14 protein-coding genes and 1 pseudogene are annotated in these 20561 nt (G+C 60.4%); 6 read left to right on the top strand and 9 right to left on the bottom strand.

The window, feature by feature from the left end:
• Positions 1 to 41 precede the first annotated feature (41 nt).
• The 8 genes from murD to mraZ form a co-directional block, all read right to left on the bottom strand.
• Complete coding sequence (gene murD / locus ACR0DJ_RS03645; RefSeq protein WP_480683909.1) at positions 42 to 1442, bottom strand: UDP-N-acetylmuramoyl-L-alanine--D-glutamate ligase; 1401 nt, start codon at positions 1440 to 1442, stop codon at positions 42 to 44.
• A gap of 395 nt (positions 1443 to 1837) precedes the next feature.
• Complete coding sequence (gene mraY, locus ACR0DJ_RS03640; protein ID WP_152458667.1) at positions 1838 to 2920, bottom strand: phospho-N-acetylmuramoyl-pentapeptide-transferase; 1083 nt, start codon at positions 2918 to 2920, stop codon at positions 1838 to 1840.
• Positions 2921 to 2956: 36 nt separating this feature from the next.
• Positions 2957 to 4351 (bottom strand): UDP-N-acetylmuramoyl-tripeptide--D-alanyl-D-alanine ligase, encoded by a 1395-nt coding sequence (locus tag ACR0DJ_RS03635; protein WP_480683908.1) that lies wholly within the window; start codon positions 4349 to 4351, stop codon positions 2957 to 2959.
• Complete coding sequence (locus ACR0DJ_RS03630; RefSeq protein ID WP_480683907.1) at positions 4348 to 5847, bottom strand: UDP-N-acetylmuramoyl-L-alanyl-D-glutamate--2,6-diaminopimelate ligase; 1500 nt, start codon at positions 5845 to 5847, stop codon at positions 4348 to 4350. Before ACR0DJ_RS03630 ends, ACR0DJ_RS03635 begins: the two co-directional genes overlap by 4 nt.
• A 22-nt stretch (positions 5848 to 5869) precedes the next feature.
• Entirely contained in the window at positions 5870 to 7657 is a 1788-nt protein-coding gene (locus tag ACR0DJ_RS03625; protein WP_257599089.1) for a peptidoglycan D,D-transpeptidase FtsI family protein, read from the bottom strand.
• Entirely contained in the window at positions 7654 to 8022 is a 369-nt protein-coding gene (gene ftsL / locus ACR0DJ_RS03620) for a cell division protein FtsL (protein WP_480683906.1), read from the bottom strand. Before ftsL ends, ACR0DJ_RS03625 begins: the two co-directional genes overlap by 4 nt.
• A complete protein-coding gene (gene rsmH, locus ACR0DJ_RS03615) occupies positions 8019 to 9014 on the bottom strand; it encodes a 16S rRNA (cytosine(1402)-N(4))-methyltransferase RsmH (protein ID WP_480684753.1) in 996 nt (331 codons plus the stop codon). Before rsmH ends, ftsL begins: the two co-directional genes overlap by 4 nt.
• A 4-nt stretch (positions 9015 to 9018) precedes the next feature.
• Positions 9019 to 9522 carry a division/cell wall cluster transcriptional repressor MraZ gene (gene mraZ, locus ACR0DJ_RS03610; RefSeq protein WP_257599090.1) on the bottom strand — a complete coding sequence of 168 codons (504 nt, stop codon included), beginning with the start codon at positions 9520 to 9522 and terminating at the stop codon, positions 9019 to 9021.
• Positions 9523 to 9938: 416 nt separating this feature from the next.
• Between mraZ and ACR0DJ_RS03605 the strand changes: the two genes are divergently transcribed.
• The 3 genes and pseudogenes from ACR0DJ_RS03605 to ACR0DJ_RS03595 all read left to right on the top strand — a co-directional run.
• Positions 9939 to 10259: a hypothetical protein gene (locus ACR0DJ_RS03605; RefSeq protein WP_480683905.1), complete on the top strand. Its 321-nt coding sequence runs from the start codon at positions 9939 to 9941 to the stop codon at positions 10257 to 10259.
• Between the two features lie 229 nt (positions 10260 to 10488).
• Positions 10489 to 10713 (top strand): DUF1127 domain-containing protein, encoded by a 225-nt coding sequence (locus ACR0DJ_RS03600; RefSeq protein WP_480683904.1) that lies wholly within the window; start codon positions 10489 to 10491, stop codon positions 10711 to 10713.
• A 439-nt stretch (positions 10714 to 11152) separates the two neighbouring features.
• Positions 11153 to 11356: pseudogene (locus tag ACR0DJ_RS03595) on the top strand (DUF1330 domain-containing protein); the annotation flags it as partial.
• Positions 11357 to 11375: 19 nt separating this feature from the next.
• On the opposite strand, the gene ACR0DJ_RS03590 reads toward ACR0DJ_RS03595, so the two are convergent.
• Positions 11376 to 13769 carry an ATP-dependent helicase gene (locus tag ACR0DJ_RS03590; RefSeq protein ID WP_480683902.1) on the bottom strand — a complete coding sequence of 798 codons (2394 nt, stop codon included), beginning with the start codon at positions 13767 to 13769 and terminating at the stop codon, positions 11376 to 11378.
• 179 nt (positions 13770 to 13948) lie between these two features.
• On the opposite strand from ACR0DJ_RS03590, the gene ACR0DJ_RS03585 reads away from it, so the two are divergent.
• The 3 genes from ACR0DJ_RS03585 to ACR0DJ_RS03575 all read left to right on the top strand — a co-directional run bounded on the left by ACR0DJ_RS03585 (position 13949) and on the right by ACR0DJ_RS03575 (position 20483).
• Complete coding sequence (locus ACR0DJ_RS03585) at positions 13949 to 15724, top strand: sensor domain-containing diguanylate cyclase (RefSeq protein WP_480683901.1); 1776 nt, start codon at positions 13949 to 13951, stop codon at positions 15722 to 15724.
• Between the two features lie 39 nt (positions 15725 to 15763).
• Positions 15764 to 16885, top strand: a complete 1122-nt coding sequence (locus ACR0DJ_RS03580; RefSeq protein WP_480683900.1) for an alpha-hydroxy acid oxidase — start codon at positions 15764 to 15766, stop codon at positions 16883 to 16885.
• A 160-nt stretch (positions 16886 to 17045) separates the two neighbouring features.
• Complete coding sequence (locus ACR0DJ_RS03575) at positions 17046 to 20483, top strand: pyruvate carboxylase (RefSeq protein ID WP_480683899.1); 3438 nt, start codon at positions 17046 to 17048, stop codon at positions 20481 to 20483.
• The last annotated feature ends 78 nt before the right edge of the window (positions 20484 to 20561 follow it).

Genomic DNA, 20561 nt, shown 5'->3' with positions numbered 1-20561 from the left:
AACATCCAAGCTTGGCCCAGCCGGCGATCTATTGCAAATGGCTATTCCGTCAGCCTGAGCCTGACTTGCGTTGCAAAGTCATCGCCGCGCTGCTCAAAATTGTCATACTGATCGAAACTGGCGGCGGCCGGTGCCAACAGCACCGTGTCACCAGCCTCGGCATCCTCCATGGCTTGTGCCACGGCGGCCTCCATCGTGGTGCAGACCTGCGCGTCTGCTTCAAGCTGCATCGCAAAACCGGCCGCTTCGCGTCCGATCACATACGCCTTGATGACCTCGCCCGTCGCCGTGTTCAGGGCTGATATGCCGCCCTCTTTCTCAAGACCGCCGCAAATCCATCGGATCTTTTTGAACGCGGTCAATGCCTTCAGGGCGCTGTCGACATTGGTCGCCTTGGAGTCGTTGACGTAGGTAACCCCATCGGCCTCGGCGATGATCTGGCTGCGATGCGGCAGACCCGGATAGGAATGCAGCGCATCCTCGATCACGCGCGGGGCAAGGCCCAGCGACCGGCAGGCGGCGTAGGCCGCGCAGGCATTCTGGTGATTATGCGCACCGGGCAGGCCCTTGATGGCGCGCAGGTCGATAGACCCCGCCTGCCGCCCCTTGCGGTATTCCGACAGGAACCCTTTGCGCGCAAAGACCTGCCAGCCCGGCCCGGTCAGCTTCCGCGCCACCGAGACACGGATCACCCGGTCATCCGATGGCCCTTCGGCCAGTTGCCCGGCCAAAAACGCACCTTCGGTTTCGTCGACGCCAATGATCGCACGGTCAGGGCCGCCTTCGGAAAAGAGGCGCCGTTTGGCCGCGAAATATCCACCCATGCCGCCGTGGCGGTCCAGATGATCGGGCGACAGGTTGGTGAACACCGCCACATCGGGGGTCAGAGCGCGGGCCAGTTCCGTCTGATAGCTGGAAAGCTCCAGCACCACGACCGAACCATCTCCGCCCGGATCGATATCCAGAACACCTCGCCCGATATTGCCCGCCAACTGCGCCTCGCGCCCGGCCTCGGTCAGAATGTGGTGGATCAACGCCGCCGTGGTCGATTTCCCGTTCGATCCCGTCACCGCAATCACGCGCGGCGGCGTGTCGTAACCGTTCCATTCCGCCCCCGCGAAGGAGCGGAAGAACAGGCCGATGTCATTGTCCACAGGCACGCCTGCATCCAGGGCTGCCGCCACCACGGGGTTCGGTTCAGGATAGAGATGCGGAATGCCCGGTGAGACGATCAGCGACGCGATGTCGTCAAACGCCCCGTGCTTGCGCAGGTCGGCGCAGGAGAAACCCTCGCCTTCTGCGGTATCACGGGCGGCCGGGTTGTCGTCCCAGCACACCGGTTCCGCCCCGCCTGCGTGCAAGGCACGTGCAGTGGCCAGACCGGACCGGCCCAGTCCCAGAACGGCCACTTTCTGTCCTGTAAAGCCTTTGACCGGGATCATTTTGTTCGCCTTTTTATTGTCAAACTCATCCGCTCCAAAAGAACAGAGACTGCAGCTCTGATTGTGTGCAAACTGCGGTGTTCCCCGACTTCACCCAAAAGAACTGAACGGCGCAGAGAAATAGTAGCGAAATAATAACCACCAAAAGACGAGCGGCCATAACAGGGATGTATCGCTCTAGCAGAGCGTAAATCGGAAGTAGCCCGGCAAAAGACAAAGCGAGAAGCGTCAATGACCAATAGCAACCTGGCAGATTGCCAAAAACTGCAAACAATCCCAAAACGAATCCAAGCACCGAGCAAATTTGCCCGAACGAGTTCCAACGTTGCTCAAGAGAACTCTCAGTTGCAGAATTAACTTCAGTTTTTGTCATTTTGTTATTTTGCTCTTTAATACTACCTTACCTTCAGCGTCGCCAGACCGATCATCGCCAGGATCAGCGAGATGATCCAGAAGCGGATCACGATGGTCGGCTCGGCCCAGCCTTTTTTCTCATAGTGGTGATGGATCGGGGCCATCAGGAAGACCCTCTTGCCCGTGCGTTTGAAATAGAGGACCTGAATGATCACGCTCAGCGCCTCGACCACGAACAGGCCGCCGACCACGGCCAGAACCAGCTCGTGCTTGGTGGCCACAGCGATGGCACCCAATGCGCCGCCCAGGGCCAGCGAGCCGGTGTCGCCCATGAACACCGCCGCCGGGGGGGCGTTGTACCAGAGAAACCCGAGGCCGGCTCCGAACAGCGCGGAGGTGAAGATGAAGATCTCACCGGTACCGGGGACGTAATGCACATCGAGATATTCGGTGAAGTCGACCCGACCCACCGCATAGGCAATCACGCCCAGGGTCGAGGCCGCGATCATCGCCGGCATGATGGCCAGCCCGTCCAGACCGTCGGTCAGGTTCACCGCATTGGCGGCCCCCACGATCACGACAATCGCAAAGGGGATATAGAAGATGCCCAGATTGACCAGCGTGTCCTTGAAGACGGGTACGGCCAGTTGGTTCTGCAAGGCTTCGGGATGGTGCAACGTCGCCCAAAGCGAGGCCAGCACGGCGATGATCACGCCCAAAGCCAAACGCATCCGGCCCGAAACCCCTTGCGTGTTCTGTTTTGAAACCTTGGCATAGTCGTCCGCAAACCCGATGGCCGCATATGACAAGGTCACAAAAAGAACCATCCAGACATACGGGTTGTCCAACCGCGCCCAGACAAGGGTTGACGTGACCAGAGCGCCGACAATCAGCAACCCGCCCATCGTCGGTGTGCCTGCCTTGGAAAAATGCCCTTCGGGGCCGTCGTCACGGATTGGCTGGCCCTTGCCCTGTTTCTTGCGCAGCACGTTGATCAGGGGTTTTCCGAAGATGAACCCAAAAATCAGCGCGGTCATGAAGGCACCGCCTGCACGGAAGGTGATATACCGGAAGAGGTTCCAGAAATCCCCTCCGTCCGACAGAGCGGTCAACCAGTACAGCATGACAATACCTTTCTCACACGCGGCGCGCGGGCATGTTCACCCATCAAGCGCGCCCCCTTGCCCCATTTTGCGCAGACCGTCAACAATCTCGGCCAACGCCATGCTGAGTGAGCCCTTGGCGAGCACCGTGTCGCCATCCCGGATCAACGCAGGCAGATGTTCGGCCATTTCGGCGCTGGTTGCGAACCAGAGTCCACGTTTCTTTTCTGGCAGCGCGTGGTGCATCGCCTGCATCAACGGCCCGATGCAATGAACCTGATCCACATGCGCCATCGCCTTGATATCTGCCATGGCGGCATGCATGGCCTCTTCCTGGGCGCCCAGTTCCTTCATGTCACCCAGAAACGCTATGCGGCGGGTGCCTTTGGAGGCGGCCAAGACATCCAGCGCAGCCTCCATCGAGGTCGGGTTGGCGTTGTAGCTGTCATCCAAAAGCTCGATCTGCCCACCCCCTGACAATGGCAAGCTTTCACGTACCCCGCGCCCCTTGACGGGTGACCACGCATTCAGGCCCGCGATGGCCTGTTCCAGATCGACCCCCAATTCGACGCAGGCCGCCAAAGCGCCAAGCGCGTTCATCGCGAAATGCGTACCGGCAGAGTTCACCTCGAATTGGATCACGTGATCACCAACCTTGGCTTCGGCTTTCACTGCATCGGCTACTGCCCGAGCATCGGTCAGCCGGTAATCCGCTGCGTTCCGGCCAAAATCGACAATCCCTGCCCCCTGCTCCAGCGCGGTTTGGCGCAGGATGTCCGCGTGGTCGATATCTGCGTTGACGATCGCGGCCCCGCCGGGTTCGAGCCCTTCGAAGATCGCCGCTTTTTCATGGGCAATGCCGGCCACCGACTCGAAGGCTTCCAGATGCACCGCCGCCACGGTCGTCACCAGCGCCACATGCGGGCGGGCCTGTTTGGCCAGCGGGGCAATTTCACCGGGGTGATTCATGCCGATCTCGATCACCGCAAATTCGGTGTCGCGGGGCATCCGCGCAAGGGTCAGGGGCACGCCCCAATGGTTGTTGTAACTGGCGACGCTGGCGTGGGTTTTCCCTTGCGTTTCCAGGATTGTCGCCAGCATCTCCTTGGTCGACGTTTTACCCACACTGCCCGTCACGCCGACCACGCGCGCATCCGTTCGGGCCCGTGCCGCCTGACCCAACGCTTCAAGACCTGCCTGCACGTCCTGGACGATCAGCAGAGGAGCCCCGTCTGGCACATCGTCCGGAACACGGGAAACCAGCGCGGCACCTGCCCCTTTTTCCAACGCCTGAGCTACGAAATCATGCCCGTCCCGCGCCGCTTTCAGCGCCACGAACAGATCGCCGGGCTGAAGGGTGCGGGTGTCGATGGAGACACCATTTGCCGCCCAGTCGGTCGTCGCCTGACCGCCCGTCGCTTCGGCCGCATCGGATGCTGTCCAGAGCGTCATGCGACCCTCCCGTCCAGTGCTGCCACGGAAATGCTGGCCTGTTCCACATCGTCGAAGGGCAGAACCTGATCCCCCACGATCTGTCCGGATTCATGGCCCTTTCCGGCAATCAGCAGAGCGTCGCCCGGTTGCAGCGCATCGATGCCGCGCAGGATGGCCTCGGCGCGGTCGCCGACTTCGGTCACGCTGGCTTCGCCGGCGGCCTCCGAAGCGCCCGCCATCACGGCCGCACGGATGACAGCAGGATCTTCGCTGCGCGGGTTGTCGTCGGTGACAAAGACCACATCTGCGTGGTTGGCTGCCGCCTTGCCCATCAACGGGCGCTTGGTGGCGTCGCGATCCCCGCCCGCGCCAACAATGGCAATCAGACGGCCCATCACATGCGGGCGCAGCGCCTTGAGTGCTGTGGCGACAGCGTCAGGCGTGTGGGCATAATCCACGAACACCGTCGCGCCATTGTCACGCGTGGCGGCCAGTTGCATCCGCCCGCGAACCGTCGTCAGGTGGGGCAGAGTTTCAAAAACGCGTTCGGGGCCGTCCCCGGCTGCGATCACCAGCCCACAGGCCAGCAGGATGTTTTCGGCCTGAAACCCGCCGATCAGGTTCAGGCGGGTCTGGAACGTTCGGCCCTGCCACGCAAAGCGCAGGTCTTGCCCCGTGGCGTCGAACCGTTGGTTGATCAGGCACAGGTCAGCATCGCCCAGCCCGACCGTCAGCACCGACTGACCACGTGCCTCGGCAATCCGCCTGATCTGAGCCCCTTTAGGGTCGCTCAGGTTGACGACAGCTGTTCCGTCCTGCGGCAAAACCCGGTCGAACAAACCAGCCTTTGCGTTGAAATAAGCCTCGAAGGTTTCGTGGTAATCCAGATGATCCTGCGTGAAGTTCGAGAAACCGGCGGCGGTCAGGTGAACGCCATCAAGACGGCGCTGTTCAAGGCCGTGGGACGACGCCTCCATTGCGGCATGGGTCACGCCGTTCTCGGCCGCCTCGGCCAGACAGCGGTGCAAGGTGATCGGCTCGGGCGTGGTATGGGCCAGCGGCGCTGTCCAGGCACCCTCGACCCCGGTGGTGCCGAGGTTGATGGCGGCATGGCCAAGCTCGGTCCAGATCTGCCGGACAAAGGTGGAAACAGACGTTTTGCCATTCGTTCCGGTGACGGCCACGATGGTTTGCGGCTGCGCCCCGAACCACAGCGCCGCGGCACCGGCCAGCGCCTGACGCGGGTCTTCCACCACGACCAGCGCTGCGTCCGAGGCTGCCAGTTCGGCCTCGGCAATCTCTGCCCCTTTGGCATCGGTCAGGATCGCAGCGGCCCCCATGCGCAGGGCAAACTGGATGAACTCTCCGCCATGAACGCGGGAACCGGGCAGCGCGGCAAACAGAAAGCCGTCTTTCACCTCGCGGCTGTCAACGGCCAGACCAGTGATATCCGGGTTTGCGCCCTCTCTTGCGGTCAGGGCCAGCTGGCTGAGTTTCTTCGTCCTTGTGCCCATGACCCACCTCTTGCCGGACAGCCTAGTTTGAGGTCAGCGTTATAGCAGCGCCCGCCTCAGGCTCAAGCCGGGGACGTAGCCCCAACAACGGTGCGACGCGACCGATCAGTTCGGCGGCGACAGGCACCGCAGTCCAACCGGCCGTGCGGCGCTTTTCACCGTAGGCCACGATCGAAGGTTCGTCCAACGTGACGATCAGAACGTATTGCGGGTCATAGGCCGGGAAGATCGTCGCAAAGGTGGCAATGACCTTGTCGTCGTAATACCCGCCGCGCGGTTTGGGCTTGTCGGCCGTACCGGTCTTGCCCGCCACGTCATAGCCCTTGACCTCGGCGAAACTGGCGGTGCCGTCCGTTACCACCTTGCGCAGCATTTTCTGCGCCTGACGTGCGGTGTCCTGTGACATGACACGAGGCCCGTATTGCGTGCCGTTCTGGCGCAGGATGGTCGGGCTGACGTAATGCCCGCCATTGGCAATCGCAGCATATCCGGCGGCCAGATGCATCGGACTGGTCGACAGGCCATGGCCATAGGAAATTGTCACGGTGCTGAGCTCGCCCCATTTCTTCGGCTTCAGCGGCACGCCGCCCTTGGCTTCGACAATCTCGAAAGGGGTCGGATCGAACATGCCAAGCGCGTCCAGAAACTCCTGCTGCCGTTTGGCCCCGATTTGCAAGGCCAGACGCCCCGTGCCACGGTTCGAGCTGTGGACGATCACATCCGCCACGCTGATCTTGCCGTAGTTCTTGCCGTTGAATTCTCCGATGGGAAAGCGGCCGATCTTCATCGGCCCGGACGTATCGATGATGGTGTTCGAATTCACCAATCCAAGTTCAACGGCCTGGGCCGCGGTGAAAATCTTGAAAACGGACCCCAGTTCGTACACGCCTTGCACATAACGGTTGAACAGCGGGCTGTCCGAGGGGTCAAAGCCCGAGGTCGGCGGGCGCGGGCGGTCATTGGGATCAAAAGAAGGCAGCGAAGCAGCTGAAATGACCTCGCCCGTATGCGCATTCATCAGAACGGCCGAGGCCCCCTTGGCATTCATGATCTTCATGCCGCCATCGAGAACCTGTTCAACCGCGGCCTGAATGGTCAGGTCCAGCGACAGTTGCAGCGGCTTGTTGCCGTTGGCCGGATCGCGCAGATAATCGTCGAACTGCTTTTCCACTCCGGCCACGCCGATCACTTCGGCGGCGCTGACGCCTTCACGCCCAAAACCGGCCCCGCCCAGGATATGAGCGGCCAGCCGCCCGTTGGGGTAAAGCCGCATTTCTCGCGGGCCGAACAGGATGCCGGGATCACCGATGTCGTGCACGGCCTGCTTCTGCTCGGGCGAAATGCGTTTCTTGATCCACAGGAATTTGCGGTTGCCGGTGAAGTCCTTGATCAGCCGCTCTTTGTCCAGATCAGGAAAAATCGCTACCAACTGGTCTGCGGCGGCAACGGGGTCGATCATCAAAGGGGGCTGTGCGTAAACGGAATAGGTGTCCAGATTGGTGGCCAGTATGCGCCCTTCGCGATCGACGATGTTGGCGCGCTGCATGGCAATCGCTGCTCCCGGCGCGCTGGCCAGAGGCTCTTGTGCTTCCGAGGTCGCCAACATGCCCATGCGGACACCGACAACTGAAAATGCGCAGAAGAAGAACAGACCAAGCACCAGCAGACGCCCTTCGGCGCGGGCGCGGGCGCGATCTTTCATCTCTTCGTGGCGCTTGCGGATGTTTTCACGCTCGATTGCCTTGGGGTTTTCGCCCCGGGCGCGGGCATCAAGGATTCGGGCCAGGGGGCGCAGAGGGGTGCGTGTCATGGAATCTGCACCTCGCCCAAAGCCTGAATATCGGTGATGGCCTGCAATTCAATCGGATCAACGACAGGCAGGTCCGGGTCTTCGGCATAGGCGATCTGATCCGCGCGTCCGAACTGCTCGGCCCGCAACGGAAGCAGGCCAAGGCGCCCAAAGTTCAGGTCGGCCAGTTCGCGCAGCCTGTCCGGGCGGTTCAGATAGGCCCATTCCGCGTTCAGAACGGCCAGCCGCACCTGTGCCATTCCGATCTCGCGCTGCAAAGACTGCGTTTCCTTGACCACTTGTTGGGTTCGGTAGTTTTCCTGATAGGCCCACAAAGCAAGGCCGAATACGGACAGAGCAGTCAACACATACAAAACACTCTTCATCTTGCCCTTTCCCCCAGTTGCGGCATCCCGATGGCCCGCGATTCGATTTCCCCCGCCGGAGCATCGGTTCGTATCGCCACGCGCAGTTTGGCTGACCGTGCACGCGGATTTTCCCGCAACTCCTGTTCGTCAGGACCCACCGCCTTGCGGGTCTTCAACGTGAATTGAGGCTGTTCCTGTTCAATCTCGGGTGCATAGCGGTTCGCACGCCCCGTCTTTCCCGCGCGGGACTGGAAAAACCGTTTCACCATCCGGTCTTCGATGGAATGGAACGTGACGACAGCCAATTGCCCGCCGGGCTTCAATGCACGTTCAGCCGCCATCAATCCCTGAAACAGCTCTTCATATTCTGCATTCACGGCGATCCGCAGCCCTTGAAAGCTGCGCGTGGCCGGGTGGGATTGCCCCGGTTTCGGACGTGGCAGGCAGGATTCGATGATCTCGGCCAGACGCAGGGTCGTGGTAATCGGCTCTTCCGCGCGCGCTTTGACAATCGCCCTGGCAATCCGGCGGCTGGCGCGTTCTTCACCATAATGGAACAGGATGTCGGCCAATTGCGCCTCGGTCGCGGTATTGACCAGATCGGCAGCGCTTTCGCCATCCTGGCTCATGCGCATGTCCAAAGGGCCATCCTTCATGAAGGAAAATCCACGGTCGGCCTGATCCAGCTGCATCGAGGAAACGCCAAGATCCAGCACAACGCCGTCCAGATCCTGCGCATATTCATCCATACGAGAGAACACGCCGGGCTGCATCACCAGCCGGTCGCCATACGCGCCCGCCCAGTCTGACGCCATCTCAAAAGCCAGCGGATCGCGATCAACACCGATCACCTTGTCGGCCCCGGCGTCCAGCAATCCGCGGGTGTACCCGCCTGCGCCGAAGGTGCCGTCCAGCCAGACGCCCGTGACCGGCGCCACCGCCGCCAGGAGCGGGCGCAGCAAGACAGGGATGTGAGGCGCGTCCGGTTGTGGGTGATCCGCGGCCGCCATGCCGTCACCCGCCCTCGACTTCATCGAGGAATTGCAGCGGGTCAACATCGTCGCCAAGGCCGTCGAGCCATTCCTCGGTCGCCGCCAGTTCCTCGGATTCGTAGGTCTCGGGCTTCCAGATCTGAAAAGTATCCCCGGCGGCGATAAAAAACGCCTCGCCCTCAAGACCGATCTTCTTGCGCAGCTTTGCCGGCAGGACCAGCCGCCCGGTTTCATCGACATTGGTCGGGAAGGACTGCCCGTGGAACAGGCGCTGCAACATCTTGCGCTTCATCGAGCCGCGTGGCAGCGCGTCAATCTTGGCATCGACCTCGTCGATCGCCTCCATCGTGTAGCATTCCAGGTATTTGCGGCGATGATCCCCGTAGACGATCACAAGCTCTGGATTGTCGCCGGGCTGCCAGTTGGAATCGGAGGCTTCAAGCACACGGCGAAACGAGGCCGGGATCGACACCCTGCCTTTCGCATCCACCTTATGGTGGCTTTCACCTCTGAACCTGCGCGCCAAGACGACTGTCCCTTTCGCTTGCGCCCCACTTGAAATTCGCGTTCCCCCCGGATGAAAAACGGCGGGTTGATCTGCTGCCACTGATCAACCCGCCGCATTGACCCGCTGTGCGGGATGTCCAGCTGCACGCGCCACCTGGGGGGATGTCTGCTCGCCCGCGCGCCGGATCTCTTGATTGATGAAAGCGAGATGCCTGTATGAAACCTGATTATTTTTGGTCGGGGTCGTTTGGTGCCCCTGCTGCCTCGTCCTCATCGGATGTATTAGGGATGCCATGGGAATTCATGGAAATCAACAAGAATTTCGCCAATCGTATTCTCTGAATCACCCTGGGGATACAATATCACCATGAAATTTGAGCGCAACAACACCAACTGTAGGAGGCACTGTCACAACGCCCCCTAGATATAGACAATATGAAGCTGAAATTTTTTTCCCATGATTTCCCGAAAAAACTGAATGATTGGCATTCAGGATGGAAAAACCCGGCATCCATGGGCAGCAATCTTGCAGAATCATTCGCATTTCGCGCGCAATTCCGGCGGGACATCCCCTCGACAACCACATTGGCCCATGAAGTCCCGTGGCATTCGGGCAGTACACTCCGCGACCTGCGAGACCGGCAAATCGTGCACCAGGGAATAGCTGAACCGCCGCGCCTTGCCTGGTGCTTCGGTCACACGCACGTCTTGAATGGTTTTGTTGCGCACAAATTCCAGCCAACACCGCTCAATTAAAAGGCAAGCCGTCGGAAGGCCATGTTTCCGCCGTCACCCGTGACCCAAGGGAAGGCCCAATGATTCAAGGCGCATTTCGAGTTGAAGGAAAAAATTGAACCAATCTATGCGCTTGCTGCATAGCAGCATTGACGATGCGACCTATTGTGCAATCGCAGCATTTGCCTATTTTCAACCTCAAGCAAGGGCCGAGCGTTATCGGCAAAGCAAATGAATACGGATGATGAGCATGGCAGTCGCAATCACACATACAGCCTCGAAGAGCGCATCGGCGTTCGGGATCGCAACTTTGATCGAAAACGTAAAGGCGCGTTTTGCCCGCTATCGTATGTATCGCCAGACCGTCAATGAGCTGGCAGGGCTGTCGGACCGTGAACTGGCCGATCTGGGCCTGCATCGGTCCATGATCCGTCGGGTGGCCATGCAGGCCGCCAACGATCACATCGCGCAATAAGCGCGCCACGAATACCGAGATCAGGCCCTTCCTCCTCCCTTAGGGTCTGTTATCAGCGGCAACGTCTCTCCTCCTCCCTGACGTTGCCGCACCCTATACCGGCCTCAACCCGCCGGATCCTGATACATCGAGGCTCTCCTCCTCCCTGCCTTGATGTTGAAAGCGCGCGGCGACGTCCTCCTCCTCCCTGACGTCGCCGCGTCTTCCTCATACCGGGTTCAAACCCGGGTTCGAATACATCGGGGCTCTCCTCCTCCCTGCTCTGATGTTGACAAGACGGCGGTTCCCCTTCCTCCTCCCTGGGAACCGCCGTTTTTTTTCGACACCAGTGCAAGATGGCCCGCTGATTTCTGATCCCGAGGAAACGATAGCCGCCTGTTTCAACGCGCAGATCGACACCCACGACCCGGATGGGTAACAGGATGATCCGGCGGGTTTGATGCGGAACTTCGACCACCACAAAGGCCGACTGCTCACCGTTTCATCGAAACCGATCGAACGGATCGAAGGCGATTGGCCCAAAGGTGGCATTGTGCTGATGGAGCTTCCGGACCTTGCCATGGCGAAAGCCTGGAAAGACGACCGCGACTACATCGGGCTGGCGAGGATCCGGCAAGTTACCGCCTCGATCAATCTGGTTCTGGTCGAAGGGATAAGACGCCTCAGAACGGGACGTCATCCTTGTTGGTCAGAAAACGCGAGACCACTTTCTTTGTGCCGGCCTTGTCGAACTCGACCTCGACCTTGTCGCCCTCGATCCCGACAACCGCGCCATAGCCGAATTTCTGGTGGAACACCCGTTCCCCCAGCGTGAAACTGGCCACGGCGGTCGCGTCGATCACCGTGTTGCGGGATTCGCGCGGCTGAGACATACCGTATTGCCCCTGGCGCGCCTGCATCCGCCTCCAGCCCGGCGAGTTGTAGACATTCGCTTCGGCCGCGCGGGTTTCAATGCCCGCAGTGGGCTGGCCGCCACCATAGAGCCCCGGAGGAGTCAGCACCTCGACATGTTCTTCCGGCAACTCGTCGATGAAGCGCGAGGGCATCGAGTTCTGCCACTGCCCGAACACCCGCCGGTTGGCGGCAAAGGAAATGGTACACACCTCCTCGGCACGAGTGATGCCGACATAGGCCAGACGGCGTTCTTCCTCGAGGCCTTTGAGCCCGGATTCGTCCATCGACCGTTGCGAGGGGAACAGACCGTCCTCCCACCCCGGCAGGAAGACCGCGGGAAACTCAAGCCCTTTGGCTGCGTGCAGGGTCATGATCGAGACCTTGGGCCCACCGCTGTCCTGTTCGTTGTCCATCACCAGACTGACATGTTCGAGGAACCCTTGCAGGTTTTCGAAATTGTCCAGCTGATTGACCAGTTCCTTGAGGTTTTCAAGGCGCCCCGGCGCTTCGGGCGTCTTGTCGTTCTGCCAATGGGCGGTATAGCCGGATTCGTCGAGAATGATCTGCGCAAGTTCGATATGCGTATGCTCGGGTGCGCCGAATCGCATGGGCGAACCGTTATCGATCACCGAATCGTCGTCCACCTCGATCCGCGGCCCACGCGTCATCGCATTCCAACGCGCCAGACCGTCGATCAGTTCGCGCAGCGCCTTGCCGCCCTTGCCCTTGATCAACCCGTTATCGACGGCAATCCGAGCCCCTTCGACCAGTGACACCCCATTTTCGCGCGCGGTCATCTGGATGGTTTGCTGCGCCTTGTCGCCAAGGCCGCGCTTGGGGGTGTTCACGATCCGCTCGAAGGCCAGATCATCCTCGGGGGAAACCACCAGCCGGAAATAGGCCATGGCATCGCGGATCTCCATCCGTTCATAGAATCGCGGGCCGCCGATCACCTTGTAGGGCAAACCAATGGTCAGAAACCTGTCTTCGAAGGCGCGCATCTGGTGGCTGGCGCGGACAAGGATAGCCATCTCATCAAGGTTCATAGGGCGAATACCACGCGTACCGCCCTGCATCGCGTCAATCTCCTCGCCGATCCAGCGGGCCTCTTCTTCACCATCCCAATGGCCGATCAGATTGACCTTGTGGCCTTCCTCGGCATCGGTCCAAAGCTCCTTGCCCAGACGATTTTCATTGCCGCGGATGACGTTCGAGGCGGCGGCCAGAATATGAGGGGTCGAGCGATAGTTCTGTTCCAACCGCACCACATACGCGCCGGGAAAGTCCTTTTCGAACCGCAGGATGTTGCCCACTTCGGCACCGCGCCAGCCATAGATCGACTGGTCGTCATCGCCGACGCAACAGATGTTCTTGTGCCCACCCGCCAGCAGCCGCAGCCACAGGTACTGGGCGATGTTGGTGTCCTGGTATTCGTCCACCAGGATATAGCGGAACCAGCGCTGGTATTGCTCCAGAACATCCTGATGGGTCTGGAAGATCGTAACCATGTGCAGAAGCAGATCGCCGAAATCCACCGCATTCAACTCTCGCAGGCGGGTCTGGTATTGGGCATATAGCTCAATGCCCTTGTTGTCATAGGCCCCGGCATCGGCGGCTGGCACCTTGTCGGGTGTCAGCGCACGGTTCTTCCAATCGTCGATGACTCCCAGCAACATCCGCGCAGGCCAGCGTTTGTCGTCGATATTTGCGGCCTGCACCAACTGCTTGAGCAGGCGCAGCTGGTCGTCGGTATCCAGTATGGTGAAGTTCGACTTCAGATCGACCAGCTCTGCATGCCGGCGCAGCAGTTTGACGCAGATCGAATGAAAGGTGCCCAGCCACGGCATCCCCTCGGCGGGCTGTCCCAGCAGGCGGCCAACCCGTTCCTTCATCTCGCGCGCGGCCTTGTTGGTGAACGTGACCGACAGAATTTCGTTCGGGCGTGCGCGCGCGGTGTTGAGAAGATGCGCGATACGGGTGGTCAACGCCTTGGTCTTGCCGGTGCCGGCACCGGCCAACATCAGAACCGGGCCATCCAGCCGCTCGACCGCGTCCCGTTGTGCCGGGTTCAGCTCATCCAGATAGGGCGAAGGGCGCACGGCCATGGCCCGCGCCGACAGCGAAGCGCCCTCGAAGGCGTCCATTTCGTCAAAACTGCTCATGGCCCCAAACTACGCTGGAAAAGCGCGAAGGGAAAGGGTTTGTTCACGGCTTGTTCGCAGACTTTTCGCACTTCTTTTTATGTTCAATTCTAAACAAACACGCCACCGCCCTGCACCCCCGTTAACTCTCTGTAAAATCCTGACTGGGATGCTTGGCCGTGTGTTGTGGGAGCGGACATATGAAACAAGCGAAACTGACAGGTCAGTCCTCGAGGCTTAAAATGATAGGCGTAGCCCTGATGCTGCTCGTGCTGACGGCAGCAGCGGGCTGGGGGATCTATGCCGTCCCGGCGCCAGTGGTTGATCGCATGCTGGAAGCAGACCTGCGAAAAACCGCGATGCGGATGAGCCGCCAGGTCGAAAGCCATCTGAACGATCTTGAACAGGCATTCCGTTTCCACACATTGAGCGAGCATGACGAGGAGTTTCTGGAGTTACTGCCCGAAACCACAGACATTTACCGCTTCAAGCTGTTTGATGCGTCGGGGCAAGTGTTCTGGTCGACCCGTGCAAGCGACGTCGGGTTCGTGAATGAGAAACCCTATTTCCAGTCGATCGTCGCCGCCGGGGGCCTTTATTACAAACACGAAGAGAAGCCGATTACCGAAGTCGATTCCTTTGTTGTCGACAATTCCGGGGATTCGGAACTGAGCAGCCGCCATGTGGCCGAGGTCTACACGCCGATCATCAAGGATGCGACGTTCCTGGGCGCGATCGAGTTCTATTCCGACATAACTGACCTGCGGAACCTGTTCATCACGCGCGTTCGCCTGTCGCTTGCGCTGCTCAGCGGGATAGCCCTGCTGGCGCTGACGACAGTTATCCTGATTGTTCATCGCACCAACCGTCGACAGGTTCGCGATCTGCGCAAACGGGCCGTAAAAGAGCGGGAACTGATGGACGAACAGCTGCGCCTGGCCCGCGAGGTCCGCCTGCTGGGTGAATTGAACGAATGGCTGCAATCAAGCCGGTCACTGGATGAACTGTTCGACATGGTGTCCCGCTTCATGACCCATATCCTGCCAGAGGCCGAAGGCAGCGTGTATGTCTACTCAAACTCACGCGACGTGCTGGATGGCTGCGCCGGCTGGAACGGTGGAACTCATAAATCCCACATTCATCCCGAAGGTTGCTGGGGCTTGCGGCGCGGCCGGACCTACGAGTTCGGCGCATCCGAGATTGATTTTGTATGCGAACACGCCGAACCGCATGACGGGCGACCTTATTTCTGCTTTCCCATTCTGGCCCATGGCGAAACCGTTGGTCTTTTGCATCTGCGGGCACTTGAGGGGCGCGAAGACTGTTTCAACAAGAGCCGCAAGCTGGCCCAATTATGCGCCGAACAGATCAGTATGGCGATCGCCAATGTCCGCATGCGGGATCAGCTGCACGACCAATCGGTACGAGACCCGCTGACCGGGCTGTTCAATCGCCGCCATATGACCGAGATGCTGCGCAAGTCCATCAGCCGCAGCCAGCAGACGGGCGCCGCACTAAGCCTGATCGCGGTGGACGTGGATCACTTCAAGAAGTTCAACGATACTCATGGGCATGATGCGGGCGACATGGTGTTGCGCGCCGTCGGCGCCGCCTTGGAGCAAGGGTGCGACCGGGACGAAGTCGCCTGCCGCATCGGTGGCGAGGAGTTCATGCTGATCCTGCCTGACAACAGCCCCGAAGATGCCATGACCCGCGCCGAACAACTGCGCCAGGCGGTTGAAGCCGTTACCGTACGATATGGCGAGAAGGCCTTGCCGCGCATTACGATATCGGTTGGGGTCGCACATTACCCGGCCCACGGCACCATGCCGCAGGACCTGATGCGCGCGGCCGACGACGCGCTTTATGTCGCCAAGGACAAGGGGCGCAACCAAGTGTATGTTGCAAGCGGCACCGGGAACCAGATTAAAAAAACGCCGCCTGAAAACCGGCAACCACCTAAGGATGCAGCTTAAAAAACTTGCCGAATCGCATGGCAGGTCGGATCAATCTGCATGGACTTGCACAGCACCTATCCCGGCATACCGGATCTGAAACACCGTGCGCGCCGTCGCCTGCCGCATTTCGTGTGGGAGTATATCGACAGTGGAACCGGGATTGAGACGACACTGCACCGGAACCGCCAGGCCCTGGATGGTGTGCGCCTCTGCCCCTCGATCCTGCATGGCGAGCTGGACTTTGATACGTCAAAGACGTTTCTCGACGCTTCGTATCCGCTGCCTTTCGGAATCGCGCCGATCGGCATGTCCGGGCTGGTCTGGCCCCGCGCCGAACAGCTGCTTGCCAGCGCGGCCGCAAAGGCGGGTATTCCCTATACTCTGTCGACAGTGGCCAGCCAAAGCCCCGAAGACATGGCACCGCATATTGGGGACAATGCCTGGTTCCAGCTTTACCCGCCCCGAGATCCGGATATTCGAAAGGACCTGCTGAACCGGGTCCGCAAGGCCGGGTTCAAAACCCTGGTCCTCACCGCGGATGTTCCCGTCGCATCGCGCAGGGAAAGGCAGACACGATCGGGCCTGCGGCAACCCCCAAAGCTGACCCCGCGCATTCTGGCGCAGATCGCCCAGCGGCCCGCCTGGGCCATCGGCATGCTGCGCAACGGCGTGCCGCACATGCGAACGCTGGACAAATATATCGAAAACCCCGGAGATCTGCCGCCCACGGCTCATATCGGTTACCTGCTTCGAACCTCGCCGGATCTGGACTATGTCAAATGGCTGCGCGACCACTGGGACGGTCCGCTTGTCCTGAAAGGTGTCCTGCGCCCGGAGGATACGAGCCGGCTGGAACAGGTTGGCGTCGACGCCTTGTGGGTGTCGAATCATGGCGGTCGTCAGTTTGATGCGGCCCCGGCCAGCATTGAGGTTCTTCCCTCTATCCGGGATGCGACCCGCCTGCCCCTGATCTTCGACAGCGGCGTCGAAGGTGGCCTGGATATCTTGAGGGCCATGTCACTGGGCGCGGATTTCGTCATGCTCGGGCGGGCTTTTTTGTATGGACTCGCGGCACTTGGCGCGCGGGGGCCTGCACATGTCATCGAGATTCTCAGGCAGGACCTGCATGCAAATATGGGCCAGATGGGCCTGGCAAGCCTGTGTCAGATCGAGAGTTAACGTTAAACATTTGATGCTGCGGCGCAGCAAAAGTATAAGGGCGCTGCGATCATAGGGCGTTTGCGAGCGATAACATGCCGGTTCTACCCAGAAGAACGGATATACCTGCGCGTATTCTCCGCCCAAAAAGACGCCCATACACAAAAGACCGGGACCTATCATGACAGACTTCAACAAGATCCTGATCGCCAACCGCGGCGAGATTGCCATCCGCGTCATGCGCGCAGCAAACGAGATGGGAAAACGAACCGTCGCCGTTTACGCTGAAGAAGACAAACTGGGCCTGCACCGGTTCAAGGCGGACGAGGCATATCAGATCGGTGAAGGCATGGGGCCGGTGGCCGCGTATCTTTCGATCGACGAGATCATCCGTGTCGCCAAGCAATGTGGTGCCGACGCGATCCACCCGGGCTATGGCCTGCTGTCCGAGAACCCGGATTTCGTCGATGCCTGCGTCAAGAACGGCATCACCTTCATCGGCCCCAAGGCGGAAACCATGCGCGCGCTTGGCGACAAGGCCAGCGCGCGGCGCGTAGCCATCGAAGCAGGTGTTCCGGTCATTCCTGCCACCGAAGTTCTGGGCGATGACATGGACGCGATCCGCAAGGAGGCCGCCGAAATCGGCTATCCGCTGATGCTCAAGGCGTCCTGGGGCGGCGGCGGGCGCGGGATGCGCCCGATTCAGTCGGAAGACGAGCTGGAAGAGAAAGTGCTGGAAGGCCGTCGCGAGGCCGAAGCCGCCTTTGGCAATGGCGAGGGTTATCTGGAAAAGATGATCATACGTGCGCGCCACGTCGAGGTGCAGATCCTGGGCGACAAACACGGTGAGATCTATCACCTCTATGAACGCGACTGCTCGGTCCAGCGCCGGAACCAGAAGGTCGTGGAACGCGCCCCTGCCCCGTATCTGAGCGACGAACAGCGCGCCGAGATCTGTGAACTGGGCCGCCGTATCTGCGCTCATGTGAACTATGAATGCGCCGGCACGGTCGAGTTCCTGATGGATATGGACACCGGCAAATTCTATTTCATCGAGGTGAACCCTCGTGTGCAGGTGGAACACACCGTCACCGAAGAAGTCACCGGCATCGACATCGTGCAGGCGCAGATCCTGATCGCCGAGGGCAAACCTCTGGCAGAGGCGACCGGCGCTGCAAGCCAGGCAGACGTACAACTGAACGGCCACGCGTTGCAGACCCGGATCACGACGGAAGACCCGCAGAACAACTTCATCCCCGACTATGGCCGCATCACCGCCTATCGCTCGGCCACCGGTATGGGCATTCGTCTGGATGGCGGCACGGCCTATGCGGGTGGTGTGATCACACGGTATTATGACTCGCTGCTGACCAAGGTTACCGCCTGGGCCCCGACGCCCGAAAAAGCGATCAGCCGGATGGACCGTGCCTTGCGAGAATTCCGAATTCGTGGTGTCAGCACCAATATCGATTTCGTCATCAACCTGCTCAAGCATCCAACCTTTTTGTCGAACGAATACACCACCAAGTTCATCGACACCACGCCCGAGCTGTTCACCTTCAAGAAGCGGCGCGACCGGGGCACCAAGGTTTTGACCTATATCGCGGACATCACCGTGAACGGGCATCCCGAAACCAAGGACCGCCCGCGCCCGCGCGCCGACCTGAAGGAGGCCAGGCCTCCGGCGCTGAAGGCCGAACCGCAGATGGGTACCCGCAACCTGCTGGAGCAGAAGGGCCCGCAGGCGGTGGCCGACTGGATGAAGGCGCAGCGCCAACTGCTGATCACCGACACCACCATGCGCGACGGGCACCAGTCTCTGCTGGCGACGCGGATGCGCTCGATCGACATGATCAAGGTGGCGCCGACCTATGCGGCGAACCTGCCGCAGTTGTTCTCGGTCGAATGCTGGGGCGGCGCGACATTCGACGTCGCCTACCGTTTCTTGCAGGAATGCCCGTGGCAGCGCCTGCGGGACCTGCGCGAGGCGATGCCGAACCTGATGACCCAGATGCTGCTGCGCGGCGCAAACGGCGTGGGATATACGAACTACCCTGACAACGTGGTGCAGGAATTCGTGCGTCAGGCGGCGACAGGAATTGACGTGTTCCGCGTCTTCGACTCGCTGAACTGGGTCGAGAACATGCGCGTGGCGATGGATGCGGTCGTCGAAAGCGGCAAAATTTGTGAAGGTACCGTCTGCTACACCGGCGATATTCTTGACCCGGATCGTGCCAAGTACGACCTGAAATACTATGTCGGCATGGCGCAAGAACTGCGCGACGCCGGCGCGCATATTCTAGGCCTGAAGGACATGGCGGGCCTGCTGAAGCCGGCTGCGGCCAAGATCCTGATCCGCGCGCTGAAAGAAGAGGTCGGGCTGCCGATACACTTCCACACCCATGACACCGCCGGTATTGCCAGCGCGACCATTCTGGCCGCGTCCGAGGCGGGCGTGGATGCTGTTGACTGCGCGATGGACAGCTTCTCGGGCAACACCAGCCAGGCGACGCTGGGCACCGTGGTCGAGGCGCTGCGCCATACCGACCGCGACACCGGGCTGGACATCAAGGCCATCCGTGAAATCAGCGATTACTTCGAGGCTGTGCGTGGCCAGTATGCGGCCTTCGAATCCAGCCTTCAGGCCCCGGCGTCCGAAGTTTACCTGCACGAGATGCCCGGCGGTCAGTTCACCAACCTCAAGGCACAGGCGCGCAGCCTGGGCCTGGAAGAGCGCTGGCACGAAGTGGCACAGATGTATGCCGACGTGAACCAGATGTTCGGTGACATCGTCAAGGTCACTCCGTCTTCCAAGGTCGTTGGCGACATGGCGTTGATGATGGTCAGCCAGAACTTGACCCGTGAACAGGTCGAGGATCCGAATACCGATGTGGCCTTCCCCGATTCGGTCGTGGATATGATGCGCGGCAATCTGGGTCAGCCTCCGGGCGGTTTCCCCGAGACCATCATCAAGAAGGTGCTGAAAGACGAGGTGCCCAACACCCAACGACCCGGCAAGGATGTGCCCCCGGTCGATCTTGAAGCCACCCGCGCCGAGCTGTCCAAGCAGCTGGAAGGCAAAGAGGTCGATGACGAGGATCTTAACGGATACCTGATGTATCCCAAGGTGTTCCTGGACTACATGGGTCGCCACCGGGTCTACGGCCCGGTCCGTACGCTGCCAACGCGCACCTTCTTCTACGGCATGGAGCCGGGCGAGGAGATCACCGCGGAAATCGACCCCGGCAAGACGCTGGAAATCCGCTGTCAGGCCATTGGCGAAACGGATGAAAAGGGCGAGGTCAAAGTGTTCTTTGAACTCAACGGTCAACCGCGCGTGATCCGGGTTCCGAACCGGTTGGTCACCTCGACCACGCAGGCGCGGCCCAAGGCCGAGGTCGGCAACCCGGATCATGTCGGTGCGCCGATGCCAGGTGTTGTTGCCACTGTCGCCGTAACAGCGGGCCAGCAGGTCAAGGAAGGCGACATGCTGCTGACCATCGAGGCGATGAAGATGGAAACCGGCATCCACGCCGAGCGCGATGCGACCGTCAAGGCCGTTCATGTGCAGCCCGGCGGCCAGATTGACGCAAAGGACCTTCTGATCGAGCTGGAATAAGCTGCCGAACCGGTTACAGTTCAAAGGGCCGCGCGGGAAACCACGCGGCCCTTTTTCTATGCCGGAGCGGAGACACAC

Source organism: Ruegeria sp. BF10 (assembly GCF_056538725.1).
Note: the sequence above shows the minus strand (reverse complement) of the source record. Positions and strands in the feature narration are given on the sequence as shown.

What these genes read in the sequence shown, in the direction of transcription:
- murD (WP_480683909.1), bottom strand. Translation starts at nt 1,442, where the DNA reads ATGATCCCGGTCAAAGGCTTTACAGGACAGAAAGTGGCCGTTCTGGGA.
- mraY (WP_152458667.1), bottom strand. Translation starts at nt 2,920, where the DNA reads ATGCTGTACTGGTTGACCGCTCTGTCGGACGGAGGGGATTTCTGGAAC.
- ACR0DJ_RS03635 (WP_480683908.1), bottom strand. Translation starts at nt 4,351, where the DNA reads ATGACGCTCTGGACAGCATCCGATGCGGCCGAAGCGACGGGCGGTCAG.
- ACR0DJ_RS03630 (WP_480683907.1), bottom strand. Translation starts at nt 5,847, where the DNA reads ATGGGCACAAGGACGAAGAAACTCAGCCAGCTGGCCCTGACCGCAAGA.
- ACR0DJ_RS03625 (WP_257599089.1), bottom strand. Translation starts at nt 7,657, where the DNA reads ATGACACGCACCCCTCTGCGCCCCCTGGCCCGAATCCTTGATGCCCGC.
- ftsL (WP_480683906.1), bottom strand. Translation starts at nt 8,022, where the DNA reads ATGAAGAGTGTTTTGTATGTGTTGACTGCTCTGTCCGTATTCGGCCTT.
- rsmH (WP_480684753.1), bottom strand. Translation starts at nt 9,014, where the DNA reads ATGGCGGCCGCGGATCACCCACAACCGGACGCGCCTCACATCCCTGTC.
- ACR0DJ_RS03605 (WP_480683905.1), top strand. Translation starts at nt 9,939, where the DNA reads ATGAAGCTGAAATTTTTTTCCCATGATTTCCCGAAAAAACTGAATGAT.
- ACR0DJ_RS03600 (WP_480683904.1), top strand. Translation starts at nt 10,489, where the DNA reads ATGGCAGTCGCAATCACACATACAGCCTCGAAGAGCGCATCGGCGTTC.
- ACR0DJ_RS03590 (WP_480683902.1), bottom strand. Translation starts at nt 13,769, where the DNA reads ATGAGCAGTTTTGACGAAATGGACGCCTTCGAGGGCGCTTCGCTGTCG.
- ACR0DJ_RS03585 (WP_480683901.1), top strand. Translation starts at nt 13,949, where the DNA reads ATGAAACAAGCGAAACTGACAGGTCAGTCCTCGAGGCTTAAAATGATA.
- ACR0DJ_RS03580 (WP_480683900.1), top strand. Translation starts at nt 15,764, where the DNA reads ATGGACTTGCACAGCACCTATCCCGGCATACCGGATCTGAAACACCGT.
- ACR0DJ_RS03575 (WP_480683899.1), top strand. Translation starts at nt 17,046, where the DNA reads ATGACAGACTTCAACAAGATCCTGATCGCCAACCGCGGCGAGATTGCC.